The following is an 18216-nucleotide window of genomic DNA, read 5'->3' as shown; positions in this document are numbered from 1 at the left end:
CGGGGCGACATATCTGTTTCGACGGGGGGCGCACTGAGATGATCGAGTTCAACGGCGTCACCAAATCCTTTGGCCCCAAACATGTGCTGCGCGGCGTTGATCTGACGATCCCGCGCGGCACCTCGATGGTGGTGATCGGCGGCTCTGGCACCGGCAAATCGGTGCTGCTGAAATGCGTCCTCGGCCTGATCAAACCGGACGGCGGCAGCATCACCGTCGAGGGTGGCGAGGGCCATGACCGCGATGCGTTCCTGGCGCGGTTCGGCATGTTGTTTCAGGGCGGCGCGCTGTTTGACAGCCTGCCGGTCTGGCAGAATGTCGCCTTTCGGCTGCTGCGCGGCGCCCTGGCGCGGCCGCGTGACGAGGCCAAGGCGATTGCGGTGGAAAAGCTGCGCCGGGTCGGACTTTCGCCGGATGTGGCCGATCTGTTCCCGGCGGAATTGTCGGGCGGCATGCAAAAGCGCGTCGGCCTCGCCCGCGCCATTTGCGCTGAACCCGAAATCATCTTTTTCGACGAGCCGACCACCGGGCTGGATCCGATCATGGCCGGGGTGATCAACGAATTGGTGCGCGAGATTGTCACCGAGATGGGCGCCACGGCCATGACCATCACCCATGACATGACCAGTGTGCGCGCCATCGCCGACAATGTGGCGATGCTGCATGACGGCAAGATCCGCTGGACCGGCCCGGTCAGCGAGATGGATGCCAGCGGCGACCCCTATCTCGATCAGTTCATCCATGGCCGCGCCGAGGGGCCGATCGCGGCGGTGCGTTGAGCAATGATCGGCTGGCGCGCCACCCCGGGGCTGACCCGGGCGCTGATCCTCGGCAACCTGCTGTTGCTGCTGCTCTACCCGATCGCCTGGTTCGCGCCGCTGCTGCGCGCCGGGCTGCTGCCACTTTTCGGCCTGTCAGAGATCAGTGTCTGGTCCGGGGTCGTTTCGCTCTGGGAAACTGACCGTTTCCTGGCCCTGCTGGTCGGCCTCTTTGCGCTGGTCGCGCCCTATGCCAAAACCCTGGCGTTGCTGGGGGTGTTAACCGGACGCTGGGGGCGGCGGTCCCTGCGTTTTGCAGATTGGGCAGGACGCCTGGCAATGGCCGATATCTTTTTGATTTCGCTCTATATTGCGATCATCAAGGGAATCGGGATCGGGCGGGTTGAAACCGGATGGGGGATATACCTTTTCTCCGGCTGCATCCTCGCCTCGCTGCTGCTCGCACGGCTGACCGAAACGGCGATTGCGCGCCGCCTCGGGCCGGGCGCGGAGCACACCCAAGCTTAACGTACGGTAAGTTCCACCGCTAACCTGTGGTAACAACGGCGGAAACCCGCCGATTCGGGTGAGTCGCGGGACCCGGGGGATTTTGACGAATGGCATTTCGAACCGATCACATTGAATCGCGTGAGGGCACTTTGCGCCTGATCCTCACCCGAATCGTGCAACCGATCACCATGGGCGCGATGCTGATGCTGGCGCTGGCACTGCTGACCGCGACGCTGCTGGCGGCCTTTGCGGTGATCCCCTGGCCGGAACTCAGCCTGATCTGGAACGGCGCGCCGGTGCCGGATGCGGGCATGTGGGCAATGATCGGCCTGACCGCGCTGGCGCTTGGCCTCTGCGCCTTTCTGCCGACCAATGGCCGGGTGCAGGCCCTGGAAAAGTCGCACCGCAATTTCCACATCTCGATGCATGACGTGGCACATGCCTATTTCAAGGCGCACAGCGCCGACCGCGACGGTGTGTTCCGGATGAGCCATGAATTTGACGCGGTGCGCGAACGCATCGCCTTTCTGCGCAAACACCCCGATCTGGACGGGCTGGAACCGGACATCCTGGAAGCGGCGGCGCAGATGAGCCAGGTCAGCCAGGAACTGGCCCAGACCTATAGCGAAGACAATGTGAACCGCGCCCGCGCCTTTCTGAAACAGCGTCAGGAAGAGATCGAGAAATTCAACGATCGGCTCGGCACTGCCAAGGTGATCACCACCGATCTGCGGCAATGGCTGAACGCGATGGAGATGGAAGAGAGCATTGCCCGCTCGCAGCTGGATCGCCTGCTTGAGGAGCTCGACGGTATTCTGCCAGCGCTCAATCTGGGCGAAGATGCCAAGCAAACCCAGCCTGAGATTACCCCGCCGCCGAGCAGGGTGGAAAAGCTGACCGCGATGCCATCATTGGCCGAGGCGATGATGCAGGACGATTTCGACGACGATTACGATGACGTGGTGATCTCCAGCCCGATCCTGGAACAGCGCCGCGCCAAGGTTGTCGGCATGGGCAATCGTGGCAACGACTGAGCAGCACGATTGACCGCCCGGCCGCGCCGGGGCAAGAAGCCCCATGGCACGGGCAACCACCACCTTCACCTGTAGCGCATGCGGCGCTGTCCATACCAAATGGTCGGGGCAATGCGACGCCTGCGGCGCCTGGAATTCGATCATCGAAGAGGGGCCGCTGTCGGCGGCGGCGGGCAAGCAATCGCTGGGCGCGGCGCGCGGTCGCGCGATCACGCTGACCGATCTCTCGACGCAGGATCCGCCGCTGCCGCGCACCGCCTCGGGCATGGCCGAACTCGACCGGGTGCTGGGTGGCGGGCTGGTCCCGGCCTCGGCGGTGCTGGTGGGCGGCGATCCCGGCATCGGCAAATCCACCCTGTTGTTGCAGGCGGCGGCGCAATTCGCCAATGCCGGGCTAAAGACATTCTATATTTCCGGCGAAGAGGCGGCGGCGCAGATCCGGATGCGTGCCGACCGGCTGGGGCTGACCGGCGCAAAGGTGCAGTTGGCCGCGGAAACCGTGCTGCGCGATATCCTGACCACGCTGGATGCTGAACGCCCCGACCTGGTGATCGTCGATTCGATTCAGACGATGTGGTCGGATTCCGTCGAAAGCGCCCCCGGGTCGGTCAGCCAGGTGCGCGCCGCCGCGCATGAGCTGACCGCATTCGCCAAACGCCGCGGCTCGGCGGTGATCCTGGTCGGCCATGTCACCAAGGATGGCCAGATCGCCGGGCCGCGGGTGGTCGAACATATGGTCGACACGGTGCTCTATTTCGAGGGCGAGCGCGGTCACCAGTTCCGCATCCTGCGCGCGGTCAAGAACCGCTTTGGCCCCGCCGATGAAATCGGGGTGTTCGAGATGACCGGCGCCGGGCTGGCCGAGGTGTCCAACCCCTCGGCGCTGTTCCTGTCCGAACGCGGCGCCCCGGCCCCGGGATCGGCGGTGTTTGCCGGGATCGAGGGCACCCGCCCGGTTCTGGTCGAGTTTCAGGCGCTGGTCGCCCCCAGCCCGCATTCGCAGCCGCGCCGGTCGGTGGTCGGCTGGGACAGCGGCCGTCTGGCGATGATCCTGGCGGTGCTTGAGGCACGCTGCGGCATCCCCTTCACCGGGCTCGATGTCTATCTGAACGTCGCCGGTGGCATGAAAATCAGCGAACCGGCCGCCGATCTGGCCGCCGCCGCGGCGCTGCTTTCCGCCCGCGAAGACGCGGCTTTGCCGCCAGAGTGTGTTGTTTTTGGCGAAATTTCCCTCTCAGGCGCCCTCAGACCGGTGGTGCAGACCGAAAATCGGTTGAAAGAAGCGGCGAAACTTGGTTTCACCTCGGCCATTGCACCCGCCGGTGGCAAACCGGGCGGAGATGGTGGAATGGCGGTCAAGCCGATGGCGGATCTGACCGCCTTCGTGGGCGAAGTTTTCGGCGCGGGTTGACCCGCGCCCCCTTGCGAAGGACGCAAACGACATGGAAGGTTTCACCATCATCGACGGCGTGGTTGCCGCGATTATCGTCATCTCGGCGATCCTGGCCTATTCCCGCGGCTTCCTGCGCGAGGTTCTGGCGATCGGCGGCTGGGTTGTCGCCGCGGTCCTGGCCTTCATCTTTGCGCCGCAGGTGCAACCGCTGGTCAAAGAGGTGCCGGTGATCGGCAGCTTCATCGCCGACAGCTGTGAATTGTCGGTGATCACCGCCTTTGCCGCCGTGTTTGCGGTGGCGCTGGTCATCGCCTCCTTGTTCACACCATTGTTTTCGTCGCTGGTGCAGCGCTCCGTCCTCGGCGGGCTGGATCAGGCGCTCGGCTTTCTGTTCGGTGCAGCGCGCGGCGTGTTGCTGATCGCCATCGCCTTCTTTGTCTACAACACCGTGCTGACCTCGCAGGAAATCCCGATGGTGGATGACAGCCGTTCGGCCCAGGTCTTTTCCCGGCTGACCGGCAAGATCGAGGACGAAAACCCCGAACGCGCCCTCGGCTGGATCACCAGCCAATACGAACGCCTGGTCGGCGCCTGCGAATAAGGCGGCGCAGCCGCCTCGCCTTCACATTCCGTCAGAAAAGCTTCGATTGGCGGCCAGACCGCCCAAGCGGGGTGCTGCAACACGATGTCATGGCGGGGCGAGTCGACCGCCATCGACCGCGCATCCCGCAGCCCGGTGCCATGGTCCGCGAGTCCCTGACAGGCTGCGCCGCATCGCCACAGGGCTGGGTCAGCAACGCCGGCGCTATGGCCTGCGGCACCGGGTCGGAGACGCCGATTTCACCGATTGCGGCACGGATCCGGGCGCCGATCGTCGTTTTTTCAGCCGATCAGCCCGTTTTAGACCTCTGCGAGGATCTGCTCCGAGGTGCCCCGCTTGCCAGCGCTTTCGGCCGGCAACCGGCGCGACTATGTGATCCTTTCGTGACACTGTGCCCGGTGGGTGTTTAAAAGGGGCATCACGCGACAGGATTCGGAGCTGCCCCTTGCCCAGCCACTCGCCCGAAACAGCGACCAAGACCAAAACCCTGCCCAGCCTTCCCTGGGACGATGACAAACTGCACGAGGAATGCGGCGTTTACGGCGTCCTCGGGGTCAGCGACGCGGCCAATTTTGTCGCGCTCGGCTTGCACGCGCTGCAACATCGGGGTCAAGAGGCCGGTGGGATCGTCACCTATGATCCCGAACACGGGTTCAGCGACGCGCGCAAGTTCGGCTACATCCGCGACAATTTCACCAGCACCGATGTCATGGCCACCCTGCCCGGTTCGATCGGGATCGGCCATGTGCGCTATTCCACCGCCGGATCGAAGGGCGCCACGCAGATCCGCGACGTGCAACCGTTCTTTGGCGAATTTTCGATGGGCGGCGCGGCGATTGGCCATAACGGCAATATCACCAATGCCGATGCGCTGCGGCGCGAGTTGATCGAGCATGGCTCGATCTTTCAATCCTCGTCGGACAGTGAATGTATCGTGCACCTGATGGCCCGGTCTCTGCAGAAGGACCTGCCGGAACGGATGGAGGATGCGCTGCGCCGGGTCGAGGGGGCATTTTCCATCGTCGCGATGACCGCCACCCAGCTGATCGGGGTGCGTGACCCGCTGGGGGTGCGCCCGCTGGTGCTGGGCAAGATCGGCGATGGCTGGGTTCTGTCATCGGAAACCTGCGCCCTGGATATCATCGGCGCCGAATTCCTGCGCGAGGTCGAACCCGGCGAGATGGTGGTGATCACCGACCAGGGTCTGGACAGCCGCCGTCCGTTCCGTCCGAAAAGCCCGCGTTTCTGCATCTTTGAACATGTCTATTTCAGCCGCCCCGATTCCGTTCTGGGGGGGCGTTCGGTCTATGAGACCCGTCGTCAGATTGGCGTCGAACTGGCACGCGAGGCGCCGGTGGATGCGGATCTGGTCTGTCCGGTGCCCGACAGCGGCACCCCGGCGGCGATCGGCTTCAGCCAGGAAAGCGGCATCCCCTACGCGATGGGGATCATCCGCAACCAGTATATGGGCCGCACCTTCATCGAGCCGACCGAACAGATCCGAAATATGGGCGTGCGGCTGAAACTGAACGTCAATCGGGCGCTGATCCGCGGCAAGCGGGTGATCTTGGTCGACGATTCCGTGGTGCGCGGCACCACCAGCCGCAAGATCAAGGAAATGATCCTGGATGCCGGCGCCGCCGAAGTGCATTTTCGCATCGCCAGCCCACCAACCGCCTGGCCCTGTTTCTATGGCGTCGACACGCCGCAGCGCGAAAAACTGCTGGCCGCCACCATGTCCGAAGAAGAAATGCGCGAACACCTGTCGGTGGACAGCCTGCGCTTCATCTCGCTCGATGGGCTCTATCGCGCGGCGGGCGAGGCGACGGGCCGCAATTCCAATTGCCCGCAATATTGCGACGCCTGTTTCTCGGGCGAATATCCGGTGGAACCGGCGGATATGATCGAAAAGGGTTTCCAACTCAGAGCCGCCGAGTGAACGCTGCGGCGGATGCCCACCGCGCCGATTTCGCGGCCCTGCCCCCGGATGCGGTGCTGGACCGGGTCATCGCCCTGCGCCGCGCCGAAATCGGCGGCTGATCGCCGGGCTTCGACTTGGCGCAGCGCTTGACTGCGGCGACGAATATGCCCAAACCGCACAGCATGAGCGAAAAAATAGCCCTGATCACCGGCGCCTCGCGCGGCCTGGGTGCGGCCCTGGCCGAAGCCCTGGCGCCTGAACACCACATCGTCGCGGTGGCCCGCACCACCGGCGCGCTGGAAGAGCTGGATGACCGCATCCGCGCCCGTGGCGGTGCCGCCACCCTGGCGCCGATGGACATCACCAATCGCGATGCGATGGCGCAGCTGTGCCGGTCGATCCACGACCGTTGGGGCGGCATCGCGCTCTGGGCGCATACGGCGGTGCAGGTGCCGCCGCTGACCCCGGCGCATCATATTGATGCCAAGGATTGGGACCGCGCGGTGGCCACCAATGTCACCGCCACCGGCATCCTGATCCCGTTTATCGCGCCGCTGCTGGGCGCCGACGGGTCCGCCCTGTTCTTTGACGACCCGGCGGGCGGTGCCAAGTTCCACGGCGCCTATGGCGCCACCAAAGCCGCGCAGATCACCTTGGCCCGGGCCTGGGTCGGGGAAACCGGCACGACCGGCCCGCAGGTTCATGTGCTGACCCCGGCGCCGATGGCCACCGCCCTGCGCGCCCGATTCCACCCCGGCGAGGATCGCAGCCGACTGGCCAGTCCCAAGGACGAAGCGGCGCGTTTGCTGGACAGCCTGGTGTGACGCTGCCGCACCCCGGCTGAAACTCCGTCCGCGCTCTGGGTGCCAGTGCTTGCCCCGGCCCCGCCCCTCGCCTATTCAGAGGCAGGCAAAACGGGCGGACATATGCGAATTCTGATCACCAATGACGACGGCATTTCGGCACCAGGGCTGGCGGTGATGCAGGGCATCGCCGAGGCACTGGCCGGCCCCAAGGGCGAGGTCTGGACCGTGGCCCCGGCGTTCGAGCAATCCGGCGTCGCGCATAAGATCTCCTACACCCATCCGATGATGGTCTCGAAACTCGGCCCGCAACGCTTTGCCGCCGAAGGCTCGCCCGCCGATTGCGTGCTCGCCGGGCTGCATGATGTGCTGAAGGACCAGCGGGTCGACCTGATCCTCTCCGGGGTCAACCAGGGCAATAATTCCGCCGAAAACGCGCTCTATTCCGGCACTTTGGGCGGTGCCATGGAAGGCGCCCTGCAGGGCATCCCCTCCTTTGCATTGTCGCAATACCTCGGGCCGGAGAATTACCAGAGCGACGATCCGTTCGAAGCAGCGGGGCAACATGGCGCCGAGGTGATCCGCAAGGTGCTGGCGGCGCAGCCCAAGGACAGTGGCGATTACCGGCTGTTCTACAACGTCAACTTTCCGCCCTGCCCGGCACATGCGGTGCGCGGCATGCGGATCACCACCCAGGGGTTCCGCCGCAACACCAAATTCTCGACCGAGCCGCATTTCGCCCCCTCGGGGCGCAAATTCCTGTGGATCAAGGGCGGCGATCAGCAGATCCATACCGAACCGGGCAGCGACGCCCATGCCAATCTGGACGGCTATGTCTCGGTGACACCGATGCGCGCCGATCTGACGGCGCATGACATGCTGGACGTGTTGAAAGGCATTGAATGACCGACCGCGTTGCCGAACGCCAGATGCAATTCCTTTACACGCTGCGTTCGCGCGGGGTCACCGACGCCCGCACCCTGACCGCGATGGAAAAGATCGACCGGGGGGTGTTCATTCGCGGGCTCTTTGCCGAACGCGCCTATGAGGACACGCCGTTGCCGATCAATTGCGGCCAGACCATCTCGCAGCCCTCTATCGTCGGGCTGATGACCCAGGCGCTTGAGGTGCAGCCGCGCGACAAGGTTTTGGAGGTCGGCACCGGATCGGGCTACCAGGCGGCAGTGCTGAGCCAGCTGGCGCGACGCGTCTATACGATCGAGCGGCATCCGCGTCTGGTTCGCGAGGCCCGCGAGATCTTCACCGCGCTTGACCTGACCAACATCACCACCATCGCCGGTGACGGATCGCACGGATTGCCCGATCAGGCGCCGTTTGATCGCATTCTCGTGACCGCCGCCGCCGAGGACCCGCCAGGCCCGCTCTTGGCGCAGCTCAAGATTAACGGTATTATGGTGCTGCCGGTGGGGCAGTCGGACAATGTTCAAAGCCTGATCCGCGTCCGCCGCACCGAAACGGGACTGGAATACGACGAGCTGCGCCCGGTGCGGTTCGTGCCGCTGATCGAAGGGCTGGCTCAGGACTGACGACGACTTGGAACTGGCCCGCAAGCAGACGCGACCCGGGCTGACGGCAACGACAGGCACCCGCGCCCCATCCGGTGGCGTGGCACAGGATATCGACGACGACCCCGGCAAACAGGGGTGGCGGTGAGGGATCGAACAGATGAATGTGACCATCCGAACAGTATTTCGGGGGCTGAGCGCCTCGACCTTGGCGCTGGCGACGGCCTGCACCACGCCGCTGGATCTGGACATGCGCGGCAATTTCGACCAGTTCAGCACCGCCGAGGCGGCGCGCCTGGCCACCACCGACCGACCCCGGCCCGATAACCGGGGGGTGATTTCCTATCCCAATTACCAGGTGGCGGTGGCACGACGTGGCGATTCGGTCACCGATGTGGCCGAAAGGGTCGGCACCGATCCTGCCGCCCTGGCCCGTCACAATGGTTTGAAATTCAATGATCCGCTGCGCGCGGGTGAGGTGCTGTCGCTGCCCAGCCGGGTGGCCGAACCCTCGCCGGAAACCGGTGCCCTCAGCACCGGGCCAATCCTGCCGGACCCGGAACCAACGGCCCCGAGCACCGACATCGCCTCGATCGCCGGTGGCGCGCTCAACCGGGCGGGCGACCGGCGGGTGGAAACCACGCCGCTGACCCCGGCGGACCCCGCCGCCGCGCCCGCGGCCCGGGCCAAAGCCACAGCCAGCAAGCCCAGGGCCCAAACCGGCAAGGAACCCGAGCGCCACAAGGTGGTGCGCGGCGAGACCGCCTATACCATCGCCCGGCTCTACAAGGTGCCGGTCAAGGCGCTGGGGGAATGGAACGGGCTGGACAGCGAATTCAGCATTCGCGAAGGCCAATACCTGCTGATCCCGGTCAAGGTCGAGACGCCGCAGGTGCAAAAGACCGCCGCACAAAGCACCGAAGCGCCAGGGGTCGGATCGCCGACGCCGCTGCCGCCAAGCGCCGTCAAGCCGCTGCCGGATGAAAAGACCAAACCGGTCGCAAAGGCCGCCGCCACGACGGCGCCGGTGGCCGATATCGGCCAGCAAACGGCCAAGAAAGCCGGACGCATGGCCTATCCGGTCAAGGGCAATATCGTGCGCGACTACGCCAAGGGCCGCAATGACGGCATCGACATCGCCGCCGCCGCCGGCACTGCGATCGGTGCCGCCGAGGCTGGAGAGGTTGCCGCCATTACCTCGGATGCCGAGGGCAACCACGTTGTGGTGGTGCGCCACGACGGCAAGCTGCTGACCATCTATTCCAATGTCACCGGGATCAAGGTGAAGGAAAAGCAGAAGGTCAGCCGGGGGCAGGCCATCGCCGAGATCCCGTCGGGCAAATCGACCTATGTGCATTTTGAAGTGCGCAAGGGATTGGAAAGCACCGATCCGCTGCCCTATTTGAACTGAGTCCGGCTGACTTGCAGCGGTGCGGAGGGGGCCAGCCCCCCGCCGCAGCCTGACGGCTGCGCCGCCCCCCGGGATATTTTTGACCAGAGGAAGCGGCAGGGCTGAGAGAACCGTCGGGCTGGCCTCTTCTCAGTTCAGCGCAACGCCCATCCGGCCAGCCAGATCGGTGAAGAATTGCCAGGCGACGCGGCCCGAGCGGGCACCGCGGGTGGCCTGCCATTCGATCGCCTCGGCGCGCAGGCTTGCCGCGTCGATGTTGAGCCCATAGGCGTCGCAATAGCCGCGGATCATCGCCAGATAGGCATCCTGGTCGCAGGCATGAAAACCGAGCCAAAGCCCGAAGCGATCCGACAGCGACACCTTTTCTTCGACCGCCTCGGAGGGGCTGATCGCCGAGGAGCGTTCGTTTTCGATCATGTCGCGCGGCATCAGGTGGCGGCGGTTCGAAGTGGCGTAGAACAACACATTCTCCGGACGCCCGGCAATGCCGCCATCCAGCACCGCCTTCAGCGATTTGTAATGCTCGTCGTCATGGCTGAAGGACAGGTCATCGCAGAACAACACGAACCGATGCGGCGCGGCGCTGAGCAGCTGCATCAGCCGCGACACGCTGGGCAGATCCTCGCGCTGCAATTCGACGATCTTCAGCGGCTGACCCTGGCGCCGGATTTCGGCGTGGATCGCCTTGACCAGGCTGGATTTCCCCATGCCGCGCGCGCCCCAGAGCAGCGCGTTGTTGGCCGGCAGGCCACGGGCGAATTGCAGGGTATTGGCGAGCAATGTGTCACGGGCACGCTCGATGCCGATCAGCAGGCCCAGATCGACCCGGTTGACCCGCGTCACCGGTTCCAGCCGCTCCGGGTTCACATGAAACACAAAGGCATCGGCGCCATCGAAATCCGGGGCATCCAGGGGCGCCGGGGCGATACGTTCCAGCGCGGCGGCGATCCGCTCAATTGGGTCGGTCATCTTTCGCGGAACCTTCGTCTTCTGCGTCGTCTTCGTCATTCAGCGGATCATCGGCCTCGTCCCCGGCCTCGTCATCCTCGTCGTCATAATAGCCCTCGGCGCGCAGCCGCTCTTCGCGCTGCTTTTCCACCCGGCGGACCATCAGGATTGAGATTTCGTAAAGGCCATAGACCACCACGAACAGGATCACCTGGGTGATCACATCCGGCGGGGTGACCAGCGCCGCCAGCACCAGAATGCCGACCACCGCGTATTTGCGCACATTGCCGAGGCCCTCGGCCGAAACCAGCCCGGCCTTGCCCATCAGGGTCAGCAGCACCGGCAGCTGAAAGCACATGCCAAAGGCGACAATGAACTTGACCGTCAGCCGCAGATATTCCTGAGCCGACCCCTGGAAGGCGATCGCCGCAATGCCGCTGTCCGCACCGCCCTCGCCAATCACCGTTCCGGGCTGCTGAAAGCCGAGGAAAAAGTTAAAGGCCATCGGCGTGACCACATAGAAGGCAAAGGCGGCGCCGAGAAAGAACATCACCGGCGAGGCGATCAGGAACGGCAGAAAAGCGCTTTGTTCGTTGCGATAGAGCCCGGGCGCCACGAACCGCCACATCTGAAAGGCGATATAGGGAAACGACAGGAACAGCCCGCCCAGCAGCGAGATCGAGATCGCGACGAAGAAGCCCTCCTGCAGCTTGATCAGGATCAGCCCGCAATCACCGACCTGCCCGCGCGCCGAAAGGGCATTGCACAGCGGCTGGGTCAGAAAGTTGAAGATCGGATTCCAGACAGTGAAACAGATCACCATGCCGATGATAAAGGCGATCACCGAATGGATCAGCCGGTTGCGCAGCTCGGCCAGATGTTCAATCAGCGGGGCCGCGCTGTCTTCAAGCTCATTGGGCGTGCTCATGTAGCAGAGCCTCCGGTGGCCGGTTTCGGCTTGGCCGGGCGTTTCGCAGCGGGTTTGCTGACTGCCGTCTTGCTGGCGGCGGCCTTACTGGCAGCAGGCTTGCTGGCCGGTTTTGGTTTCGCCGCCGCTTTGGATTTGGCTGCCGGTTTCGCGGCGGTACCGGCTGCGGCCTTCGGCTTGGCGCTGGTCTTGGCCGCCGGTTTCGCAGCCGTCTTGGTTGCGGTCTTGGACGCGGCGGCGGCGGGTTTGGCCGCATCAGCCTCAGCCGCCTCGGCGGCGAGGCGTTTCTCGGCGCGTTCGGCGCTGGCGCTGTGGATCTTCTTGGCGGCTTCGGCGCGGTCTTCGGCCAGTTTGCCGGTGGCGCTGTCCGGCGTCCACTTGCTGTAATCGGTCGCCTCTTTCAGCTTGTCCAAACCCATCTTGCTGGGATTGGCCGCGTCGCGCAGGGTCTTTGTCAGATCGCCAACCCCGGAGTCATCTGCCGCGTCTTCCATTGCCCGGGTGAATTCGCGCGCCATGCCACGGGCCTTGCCGACAAAGCGGCCAACGTTGCGGAACAGCCCTGGCAGGTCCTTGGGGCCCACCACGATCAGCGCAACGATGCCGATCAGCAAAAGTTCGGTCCAACCGAGGTCGAACATGGCTGTATGCCCCTCAAGTAGCGCGCAGGTCTAGACGATCAGGCCGCCCCCGGAGGGATCAGGCCTGCGACGGATCAGACCCTGAGATCAGGCCTTGTCTTTTTCCGCGTCCGCCGGAGTCACGTCGAGTGCCTCTTCGGCCTTGGCGCTCTCAAGCTCTTTCTTGCTGTCATCCACGCCCCTTTTGAAGGCGGTAATGCCCTTGCCGACCTCGCCCATCAGCGACGAGATCTTGCCGCGTCCAAAGAGGACCAGCACGACCACGGCGATGAGCAGCAGGCCTGGAAGTCCGATGTTGTTCAGCATGGGGATGCTCCCTGAGTGTGGCCCTGCTTTGAGGGCCGGAAAGTCCAAAGATATCTAATGTGTCACCGGCACGGATGAAAGGGCAATGCGTCAAGATGGTGGGATTTTTCCGGACAGCGGAAAACGCGCCCGGCCCGATGACGCTGATTGCCGCCAACGGATCGCCATTAGGCCGACCGCGGGCCGCCGTTCGCAGCGGCCCGATCGGGGTCCGTTCAGGCGAGCATCGCCATCGGGTTTTCCAGGTTATCGACAATCGCCTGCAACAGCTTTGCACCAAGCGCGCCGTCAATGACCCGGTGATCGACCGACAGGGTCACCGACATCACCATCGCCACCGCAATATCGCCACTGGCGCTGACCACCGGCTTTTTCACCCCGGCACCGACCGCCAGGATCGCCGCCTGTGGCGGGTTGATCACCGCGTCGAAATTGTCGATGCCGAACATCCCAAGGTTGGAGATCGCGAAACTGCCGCCCTGATATTCATGTGGCGCCAGCTTGCGGCTGCGGGCCCGTGCGGCGAGGTCCTTCATCTCGGCGGAAAGAGCCGACATCGACTTGATCTCGGCGTCCTGGATCACCGGGGTGAACAACCCGCCCTCGATCGCCACGGCGACCGCGACATCCGAGGGCACCAGTTGCAGCACCCGGTCCCCGGCCCAGACCGCATTGGCCGCTGGCACCTGTTGCAGGGCCAGGGCGCAGGCCTTGATGATGAAATCATTCACCGACAATTTGATGTCGCGATGCGCCAGCTGTTTGTTCAGATCGGCGCGAAATTTCATCAGCGAATCCAGACGGATATCGCGGCGCAGATAGAAATGCGGGATGGTCTGCTTGGCCTCGGTCAGGCGGGCGGCGATGATCTTGCGCATCCCGTCCAGCTTGATCTCAGCATAGTCGCGGTCCTGATACATCTTCAGCACCGCGTCGGTCGACGGCCCGGTCGGCATCGACGCAGCGCCCGTAGGAGCCGCGGCCGTGACGGTCGCCGGGGCCGAGGCTGTCGCCCCCTCCAGATCAGCGCGCACGATCCGGCCATGCGGGCCAGAGCCGGTGACCTGCGCCAGGTCGATGCCCTTGTCGGCGGCGATCCGGCGGGCCAGCGGGCTGGCGAACAGGCGCTTGCCATCACCGCCGCTGGGGGCCGCCAGGGCCTGGTCGGCGGCGGGTTTCGCTGCCGGGGCCACAATCGGTTCTGCGGCGGGTTCTGCGGCCGGCTCTGCAGCTTTCGGAGCCGGAGCCTTGGCCGGGGCCGCGCCCACGATATCATCGGCGCTTTCACCCTCTTCCAGCAGCACCGCAATCGGGCTGTTGACCGTCACCCGTTCGGTGCCTTCCGCGACCAGGATCTTGCCGATCACGCCCTCGTCCACCGCCTCGAATTCCATCGTCGCCTTGTCGGTCTCGATCTCGGCCAGCAGATCGCCGGATTTGACGGCGTCGCCTTCCTTGACCAGCCATTTCGCCAGGGTGCCCTCTTCCATCGTCGGGGACAGGGCGGGCATCAGAATCTCGGTCGCCATTGCGCGCCCTCCTTACCTGTAGGTCACTTGATGCACGGCCTCGATCACCTCTTGGGTGGTCACCAAAGCCAGTTTTTCCAGATTCGCCGCATAGGGCATCGGCACATCCTTGCCGGTGCAGTTGATCACTGGCGCATCGAGATAATCAAAGGCACGCTGCATGATCGTCGCGCCCAGATGGTTGCCGATCGAGCCGACCGGAAAGCCCTCTTCGACCGTCACACAGCGGTTGGTCTTCATCACGCTGGCCAGCACCGTGTCATAGTCGATCGGGCGCAGGGTGCGCAGGTCGATGACCTCGGCCTCGATCCCGTCTTCTGCAAGCTTTTCAGCGGCTTCCAGAGCATACTGCATGCTGATGCCAAAGCTGACGATGGTCACATCACCGCCTTCGCGCCAGATTTTGGCCTTGCCGAAAGGCACCGTGAAATCATCAAGAACCGGCACATCAAAGGCGCGCCCGTAGAGGATTTCATTCTCCAGGAAAATCACCGGGTTGGGATCGCGGATTGCGGTTTTCAACAGGCCCTTGGCGTCCGCTGCCGAATAGGGCATCGCCACCTTGAGGCCGGGGATCATCGAATACCAGGCGGCGTAATCCTGGCTGTGCTGGGCACCGACCCGCGCCGCCGCGCCATTGGTGCCGCGAAACACAATCGAACAGCCCATCTGACCGCCCGACATATAGAGTGTCTTGGCCGCCGAATTGATAATGTGATCAATCGCTTGCATGGCAAAGTTGAATGTCATGAATTCAACAATCGGGCGCAAGCCGCCAAAGGCCGCGCCGACGCCGATGCCGGTGAACCCATGTTCGGTGATCGGCGTGTCGATCACCCGCTTGCTGCCGAATTCGTCCAGCATGCCCTGGCTGACCTTATAGGCGCCCTGATATTCGGCCACCTCTTCGCCCATCAGGAACACGCTGGAATCGGAGCGCATTTCTTCGGCCATCGCATCGCGCAGTGCCTCGCGCACGGTCTGCGATTTCATCTCGGTGCCCTCGGGCCAATCGGGGGCCCGATCGGGAGACGGCGCAGCGGGCGCGGCGGCCTTGGCTGCGGCCGGGGCCTTGGCCGTTTCTTCCTGCGCAGGCGCCGCAGCCGGGGCCGGCGCGCTTTCAGCCGCGGTATCAGAGGCGCTCAATTCTTCGCCATCTTCCAGCAGCACCGCGATGGCAGTGTTCACCTTGACCGCCTCGGTGCCTTCCGCGACCAGGATCTTGCCGATCACGCCCTCATCCACCGCCTCGAATTCCATCGTCGCCTTGTCGGTCTCGATCTCGGCCATGATGTCACCGGATTTGACGGTGTCGCCTTCCTTGACCAGCCATTTCGCCAGGGTGCCCTCCTCCATCGTCGGGGACAGCGCGGGCATCAGGATATTGGTTGCCATGTCGTTCCCTCCCCCTCAGGATTCTTGCACCGCAGAACCCTGCGGGATCTCGGCGGCGTAAATATCAGTCCACAACTCGGACGCATCCGGTTCCGGGCTTTCCTTGGCAAATTCAGCAGAGCGGTTGACGATTCCCTTGATCTCCTTGTCGATCGTCTTGAGATCATCCTCGCTGGCATGTTTGCCCGACAGCAGCAGGTCGCGGACATGTTCGATCGCGTCCTTTTCCTCGCGCATTTTCTGCACCTCTTCGCGGGTGCGGTATTTCGCCGGATCCGACATCGAGTGGCCACGATAGCGATAGGTTTTCACCTCAAGGATATAGGGCCCCTTGCCCGCCCGGCCATGTGCCACCGCCTTTTCGCCCGCCGCCTTGACCGCCAGCACATCCATACCGTCAACCACCTCTCCGGGAATGCCGAAAGGTGCGCCGCGGGTATAGATATCCTCGGTCGAGGTCGACCGTTTCTGCGAGGTTCCCATCGCGTATTGATTGTTTTCAATGACGAAAATCACCGGGAGCTTCCACAGCGCCGCCATGTTGAAGGTCTCATAGACCTGGCCCTGATTGGCGGCGCCATCGCCGAAATAGGTGAATGTGACGCGGCCGTTATCGAGGTATTTGTCGGCAAAGGCCAATCCGGCGCCCAGCGGCACCTGCGCCCCGACGATGCCGTGGCCGCCGTAGAAATGTTTCTCGCGGCTGAACATATGCATCGAGCCGCCCTTGCCTTTGGAATAGCCGCCCGCACGCCCGGTCAGTTCGGCCATCACCCCGTCCGGGTTCATGCCGCAGGCCAGCATATGGCCGTGATCCCGATACGAGGTGATGCGCTTGTCGCCCTCTTCCGCTGCCGCTTCCAGCCCGACGACCACCGCCTCCTGGCCGATGTAGAGGTGACAGAACCCACCAATCAGCCCCATGCCATACAATTGCCCCGCCTTTTCTTCGAACCGGCGGATCAGCAGCATGTCGCGGTAGTAGTGTTTCAGCTCATCGGCCGAAACATTCGGCTTGGCGGCGGGCTTTCGGGTCGCCATCGGCGCTCCTCCCCAAAATGGTTTAGCGTTAAACTATTATCTACACCATTCGCCCGCGGCATGCGAGGGCGAAAATGCCGGGCGGGCCGGGTGAAATGTGTGACTGGCGCAGCGAGGAAGAGAAGCTCAGCGGATGACGATTTCATCGCTGCGCAGCATGCCCAGCATGTCGCGCGCCTGCTGATCCAGAAGGTCGAGGTCGAGGTAGTCGTCAGACAGGCGATGGGTGAGGTTCTCCATCCGCGCCACATCGGCATTCAGGGCCGCCAGCTGTGCCTCAAGCGCCTCGGACTGGGCCAGAATCTCGGCACGCTGGAACAGCCCGTAATCACCCTGCACCGCTGCAAAGGTGAAATACAGGCCAAAGCCGAAAGCCGCGATAAAGAATATTGCCGCGCCAAGCGCGGGACGTCTGCCGTTTGCCATTCTGTGCCTCATCCCCGCCTCTTCTGGACGGGTTCGCCCACCATGCCACAGCTGATTCGCCAAGGGAATCCCCCTGGCGCATCTGTCGCGCCGGCGTTGTTGAAAAACCATCACAGCGTCGCAAAAACCGCTGGGCTGGCTCAACCCGCGATCGAGGCCGCGCAGATCTCATCAATGGTGCGGGCCAGGGTGGCGTCGAAATCCGCATCCGATTGCCCGGCGGACAGACCCTCGGTCAGGGCGCGGCTGAACGAGGCGATGACGCCCTTGTTCAGTGACAAGCGCCGGTTGGCCTCTTTGCGGGAATAGCCGCCCGACAGCGCGACCACCCGCATCACCCGGGGATGATCGACCAGGGATTGGTAATGATTTTCGGTCTCTGGCAGCGTCAGCTTCAGCATCACCTGAACATCCGTGGACAGGCGATCCAGCGCGGCCGCGAGTTCATCGCGCAGGATGTCTTCGGCGGCGGCCTTGTCGGCAATGCTGATCGTCACCTCGGGCTCGATGATCGGGATCAGCCCATGGCCGAGGATCTGCTGCCCCACCTCAAATTGCTGGGCCACCACCGATCGGATGCCCGGCTGCGCGGCGGCATTGATCACCGACCGCATCTTGGTGCCGAAAATGCCCTTGGCGCTGGCGCGGGCCAGCAGCGCATCGAGCTCCGGCATCGGCTTCATCAGCTGCACCCCGCCCTGATCGTCGGCCAGCCCCTTGTCGACCTTGAGAAACGGCACCACGCCACGGTTTTCCCAAAGGTATTGCGCCGTCGGAATGCCGTCGATCTCGCCATCCATGGTGCGCTCGAACAGGATAGCGCCCAGCACTTTGTCACCGGTGAAGGCGGGCGATTTGATGATCCGGCTGCGCATCTCGTGGATCAGGCCATACATCTCGGCCTCGGTGTTCCAGGCCGCTGGGGTCAGCCCGTAAAGGCCGAGCGCCTTGGGGGTCGAGCCGCCGCTTTGATCCAATGCCGCCACAAAGCCCTGACCGCTGCGCAATTTCTCGGATTGTTCTGGGTTCGCCATAATCACTTTCG

The 18216-nt window shown here is 63.9% G+C and carries 19 protein-coding genes; 10 read left to right on the top strand and 9 right to left on the bottom strand.

Translation table 11 applies throughout. The features are described 5' to 3' along the window. Positions 1 to 38: 38 nt before the first annotated feature. From P1U48_RS09105 to P1U48_RS09060, 10 genes are all read left to right on the top strand, one after another. On the top strand, positions 39 to 779 hold the full coding sequence (locus tag P1U48_RS09105) for an ATP-binding cassette domain-containing protein (RefSeq protein WP_301068655.1): 741 nt from the start codon (positions 39 to 41) through the stop codon (positions 777 to 779). A 3-nt stretch (positions 780 to 782) separates the two neighbouring features. After that, the gene (locus P1U48_RS09100) at positions 783 to 1286 is read left to right on the top strand and encodes a paraquat-inducible protein A (protein ID WP_301068654.1); all 504 of its coding nucleotides are present in this window, start codon (positions 783 to 785) and stop codon (positions 1284 to 1286) included. An 89-nt stretch (positions 1287 to 1375) separates the two neighbouring features. Then, entirely contained in the window at positions 1376 to 2302 is a 927-nt protein-coding gene (locus P1U48_RS09095) for a DNA repair protein (protein WP_301068653.1), read from the top strand. Between the two features lie 43 nt (positions 2303 to 2345). Beyond that, entirely contained in the window at positions 2346 to 3713 is a 1368-nt protein-coding gene (gene radA, locus P1U48_RS09090) for a DNA repair protein RadA (protein ID WP_301068652.1), read from the top strand. A 31-nt stretch (positions 3714 to 3744) separates the two neighbouring features. Beyond that, positions 3745 to 4296 carry a CvpA family protein gene (locus P1U48_RS09085; protein ID WP_301068651.1) on the top strand — a complete coding sequence of 184 codons (552 nt, stop codon included), beginning with the start codon at positions 3745 to 3747 and terminating at the stop codon, positions 4294 to 4296. A gap of 487 nt (positions 4297 to 4783) precedes the next feature. Then, positions 4784 to 6235, top strand: coding sequence for an amidophosphoribosyltransferase (gene purF, locus P1U48_RS09080; protein WP_301068746.1), 1452 nt, complete (start codon positions 4784 to 4786; stop codon positions 6233 to 6235). Between the two features lie 164 nt (positions 6236 to 6399). Continuing rightward, positions 6400 to 7041 carry an SDR family NAD(P)-dependent oxidoreductase gene (locus P1U48_RS09075; RefSeq protein ID WP_301068650.1) on the top strand — a complete coding sequence of 214 codons (642 nt, stop codon included), beginning with the start codon at positions 6400 to 6402 and terminating at the stop codon, positions 7039 to 7041. A 102-nt stretch (positions 7042 to 7143) separates the two neighbouring features. After that, a complete protein-coding gene (surE, locus tag P1U48_RS09070; protein WP_301068649.1) occupies positions 7144 to 7926 on the top strand; it encodes a 5'/3'-nucleotidase SurE in 783 nt (260 codons plus the stop codon). Further along, a complete protein-coding gene (locus P1U48_RS09065) occupies positions 7923 to 8567 on the top strand; it encodes a protein-L-isoaspartate(D-aspartate) O-methyltransferase (RefSeq protein ID WP_301068648.1) in 645 nt (214 codons plus the stop codon). Before surE ends, P1U48_RS09065 begins: the two co-directional genes overlap by 4 nt. Before the next feature lie 139 nt (positions 8568 to 8706). Then, complete coding sequence (locus P1U48_RS09060; RefSeq protein WP_301068647.1) at positions 8707 to 9957, top strand: LysM peptidoglycan-binding domain-containing protein; 1251 nt, start codon at positions 8707 to 8709, stop codon at positions 9955 to 9957. Positions 9958 to 10086: 129 nt separating this feature from the next. On the opposite strand, the gene P1U48_RS09055 is transcribed toward P1U48_RS09060, so the two are convergent. From P1U48_RS09055 to P1U48_RS09015, 9 genes are all read right to left on the bottom strand, one after another. Continuing rightward, positions 10087 to 10926 carry an ATP-binding protein gene (locus P1U48_RS09055; protein WP_301068646.1) on the bottom strand — a complete coding sequence of 280 codons (840 nt, stop codon included), beginning with the start codon at positions 10924 to 10926 and terminating at the stop codon, positions 10087 to 10089. Continuing rightward, on the bottom strand, positions 10910 to 11833 hold the full coding sequence (gene tatC / locus P1U48_RS09050) for a twin-arginine translocase subunit TatC (protein ID WP_301068645.1): 924 nt from the start codon (positions 11831 to 11833) through the stop codon (positions 10910 to 10912). Before tatC ends, P1U48_RS09055 begins: the two co-directional genes overlap by 17 nt. After that, positions 11830 to 12474, bottom strand: coding sequence for a Sec-independent protein translocase protein TatB (gene tatB, locus P1U48_RS09045; protein WP_301068644.1), 645 nt, complete (start codon positions 12472 to 12474; stop codon positions 11830 to 11832). Before tatB ends, tatC begins: the two co-directional genes overlap by 4 nt. 87 nt (positions 12475 to 12561) lie before the next feature. Then, entirely contained in the window at positions 12562 to 12780 is a 219-nt protein-coding gene (locus P1U48_RS09040; protein ID WP_301068643.1) for a twin-arginine translocase TatA/TatE family subunit, read from the bottom strand. Between the two features lie 215 nt (positions 12781 to 12995). After that, positions 12996 to 14309 carry a pyruvate dehydrogenase complex dihydrolipoamide acetyltransferase gene (locus P1U48_RS09035; protein ID WP_301068642.1) on the bottom strand — a complete coding sequence of 438 codons (1314 nt, stop codon included), beginning with the start codon at positions 14307 to 14309 and terminating at the stop codon, positions 12996 to 12998. 12 nt (positions 14310 to 14321) lie between these two features. Further along, positions 14322 to 15704 (bottom strand): pyruvate dehydrogenase complex E1 component subunit beta, encoded by a 1383-nt coding sequence (locus tag P1U48_RS09030; RefSeq protein WP_301068641.1) that lies wholly within the window; start codon positions 15702 to 15704, stop codon positions 14322 to 14324. 15 nt (positions 15705 to 15719) lie between these two features. Further along, the gene (gene pdhA / locus P1U48_RS09025; RefSeq protein WP_301068640.1) at positions 15720 to 16745 is read right to left on the bottom strand and encodes a pyruvate dehydrogenase (acetyl-transferring) E1 component subunit alpha; all 1026 of its coding nucleotides are present in this window, start codon (positions 16743 to 16745) and stop codon (positions 15720 to 15722) included. Between the two features lie 126 nt (positions 16746 to 16871). Further along, positions 16872 to 17171, bottom strand: a complete 300-nt coding sequence (locus P1U48_RS09020; protein ID WP_301068639.1) for a septum formation initiator family protein — start codon at positions 17169 to 17171, stop codon at positions 16872 to 16874. Between the two features lie 140 nt (positions 17172 to 17311). After that, a complete protein-coding gene (locus tag P1U48_RS09015; protein ID WP_301068638.1) occupies positions 17312 to 18205 on the bottom strand; it encodes a fructose bisphosphate aldolase in 894 nt (297 codons plus the stop codon). Between the last annotated feature and the right edge of the window lie 11 nt (positions 18206 to 18216).

The organism is Pseudooceanicola sp. (assembly GCF_029213205.1).
GTDB lineage: Bacteria > Pseudomonadota > Alphaproteobacteria > Rhodobacterales > Rhodobacteraceae > Pseudooceanicola.
Note: the sequence above shows the minus strand (reverse complement) of the source record. Positions and strands in the feature narration are given on the sequence as shown.

Coding starts and splice junctions, on each gene's coding strand:
- P1U48_RS09060 (WP_301068647.1), top strand. CDS start 8,707: ATGAATGTGACCATCCGAACAGTATTTCGGGGGCTGAGCGCCTCGACC.
- P1U48_RS09040 (WP_301068643.1), bottom strand. CDS start 12,780: ATGCTGAACAACATCGGACTTCCAGGCCTGCTGCTCATCGCCGTGGTC.
- tatC (WP_301068645.1), bottom strand. CDS start 11,833: ATGAGCACGCCCAATGAGCTTGAAGACAGCGCGGCCCCGCTGATTGAA.
- P1U48_RS09065 (WP_301068648.1), top strand. CDS start 7,923: ATGACCGACCGCGTTGCCGAACGCCAGATGCAATTCCTTTACACGCTG.
- radA (WP_301068652.1), top strand. CDS start 2,346: ATGGCACGGGCAACCACCACCTTCACCTGTAGCGCATGCGGCGCTGTC.
- pdhA (WP_301068640.1), bottom strand. CDS start 16,745: ATGGCGACCCGAAAGCCCGCCGCCAAGCCGAATGTTTCGGCCGATGAG.
- tatB (WP_301068644.1), bottom strand. CDS start 12,474: ATGTTCGACCTCGGTTGGACCGAACTTTTGCTGATCGGCATCGTTGCG.
- P1U48_RS09105 (WP_301068655.1), top strand. CDS start 39: ATGATCGAGTTCAACGGCGTCACCAAATCCTTTGGCCCCAAACATGTG.
- P1U48_RS09055 (WP_301068646.1), bottom strand. CDS start 10,926: ATGACCGACCCAATTGAGCGGATCGCCGCCGCGCTGGAACGTATCGCC.
- P1U48_RS09035 (WP_301068642.1), bottom strand. CDS start 14,309: ATGGCGACCGAGATTCTGATGCCCGCCCTGTCCCCGACGATGGAAGAG.
- P1U48_RS09100 (WP_301068654.1), top strand. CDS start 783: ATGATCGGCTGGCGCGCCACCCCGGGGCTGACCCGGGCGCTGATCCTC.
- P1U48_RS09095 (WP_301068653.1), top strand. CDS start 1,376: ATGGCATTTCGAACCGATCACATTGAATCGCGTGAGGGCACTTTGCGC.
- P1U48_RS09015 (WP_301068638.1), bottom strand. CDS start 18,205: ATGGCGAACCCAGAACAATCCGAGAAATTGCGCAGCGGTCAGGGCTTT.
- surE (WP_301068649.1), top strand. CDS start 7,144: ATGCGAATTCTGATCACCAATGACGACGGCATTTCGGCACCAGGGCTG.
- P1U48_RS09020 (WP_301068639.1), bottom strand. CDS start 17,171: ATGGCAAACGGCAGACGTCCCGCGCTTGGCGCGGCAATATTCTTTATC.
- P1U48_RS09085 (WP_301068651.1), top strand. CDS start 3,745: ATGGAAGGTTTCACCATCATCGACGGCGTGGTTGCCGCGATTATCGTC.
- P1U48_RS09075 (WP_301068650.1), top strand. CDS start 6,400: ATGAGCGAAAAAATAGCCCTGATCACCGGCGCCTCGCGCGGCCTGGGT.
- P1U48_RS09030 (WP_301068641.1), bottom strand. CDS start 15,704: ATGGCAACCAATATCCTGATGCCCGCGCTGTCCCCGACGATGGAGGAG.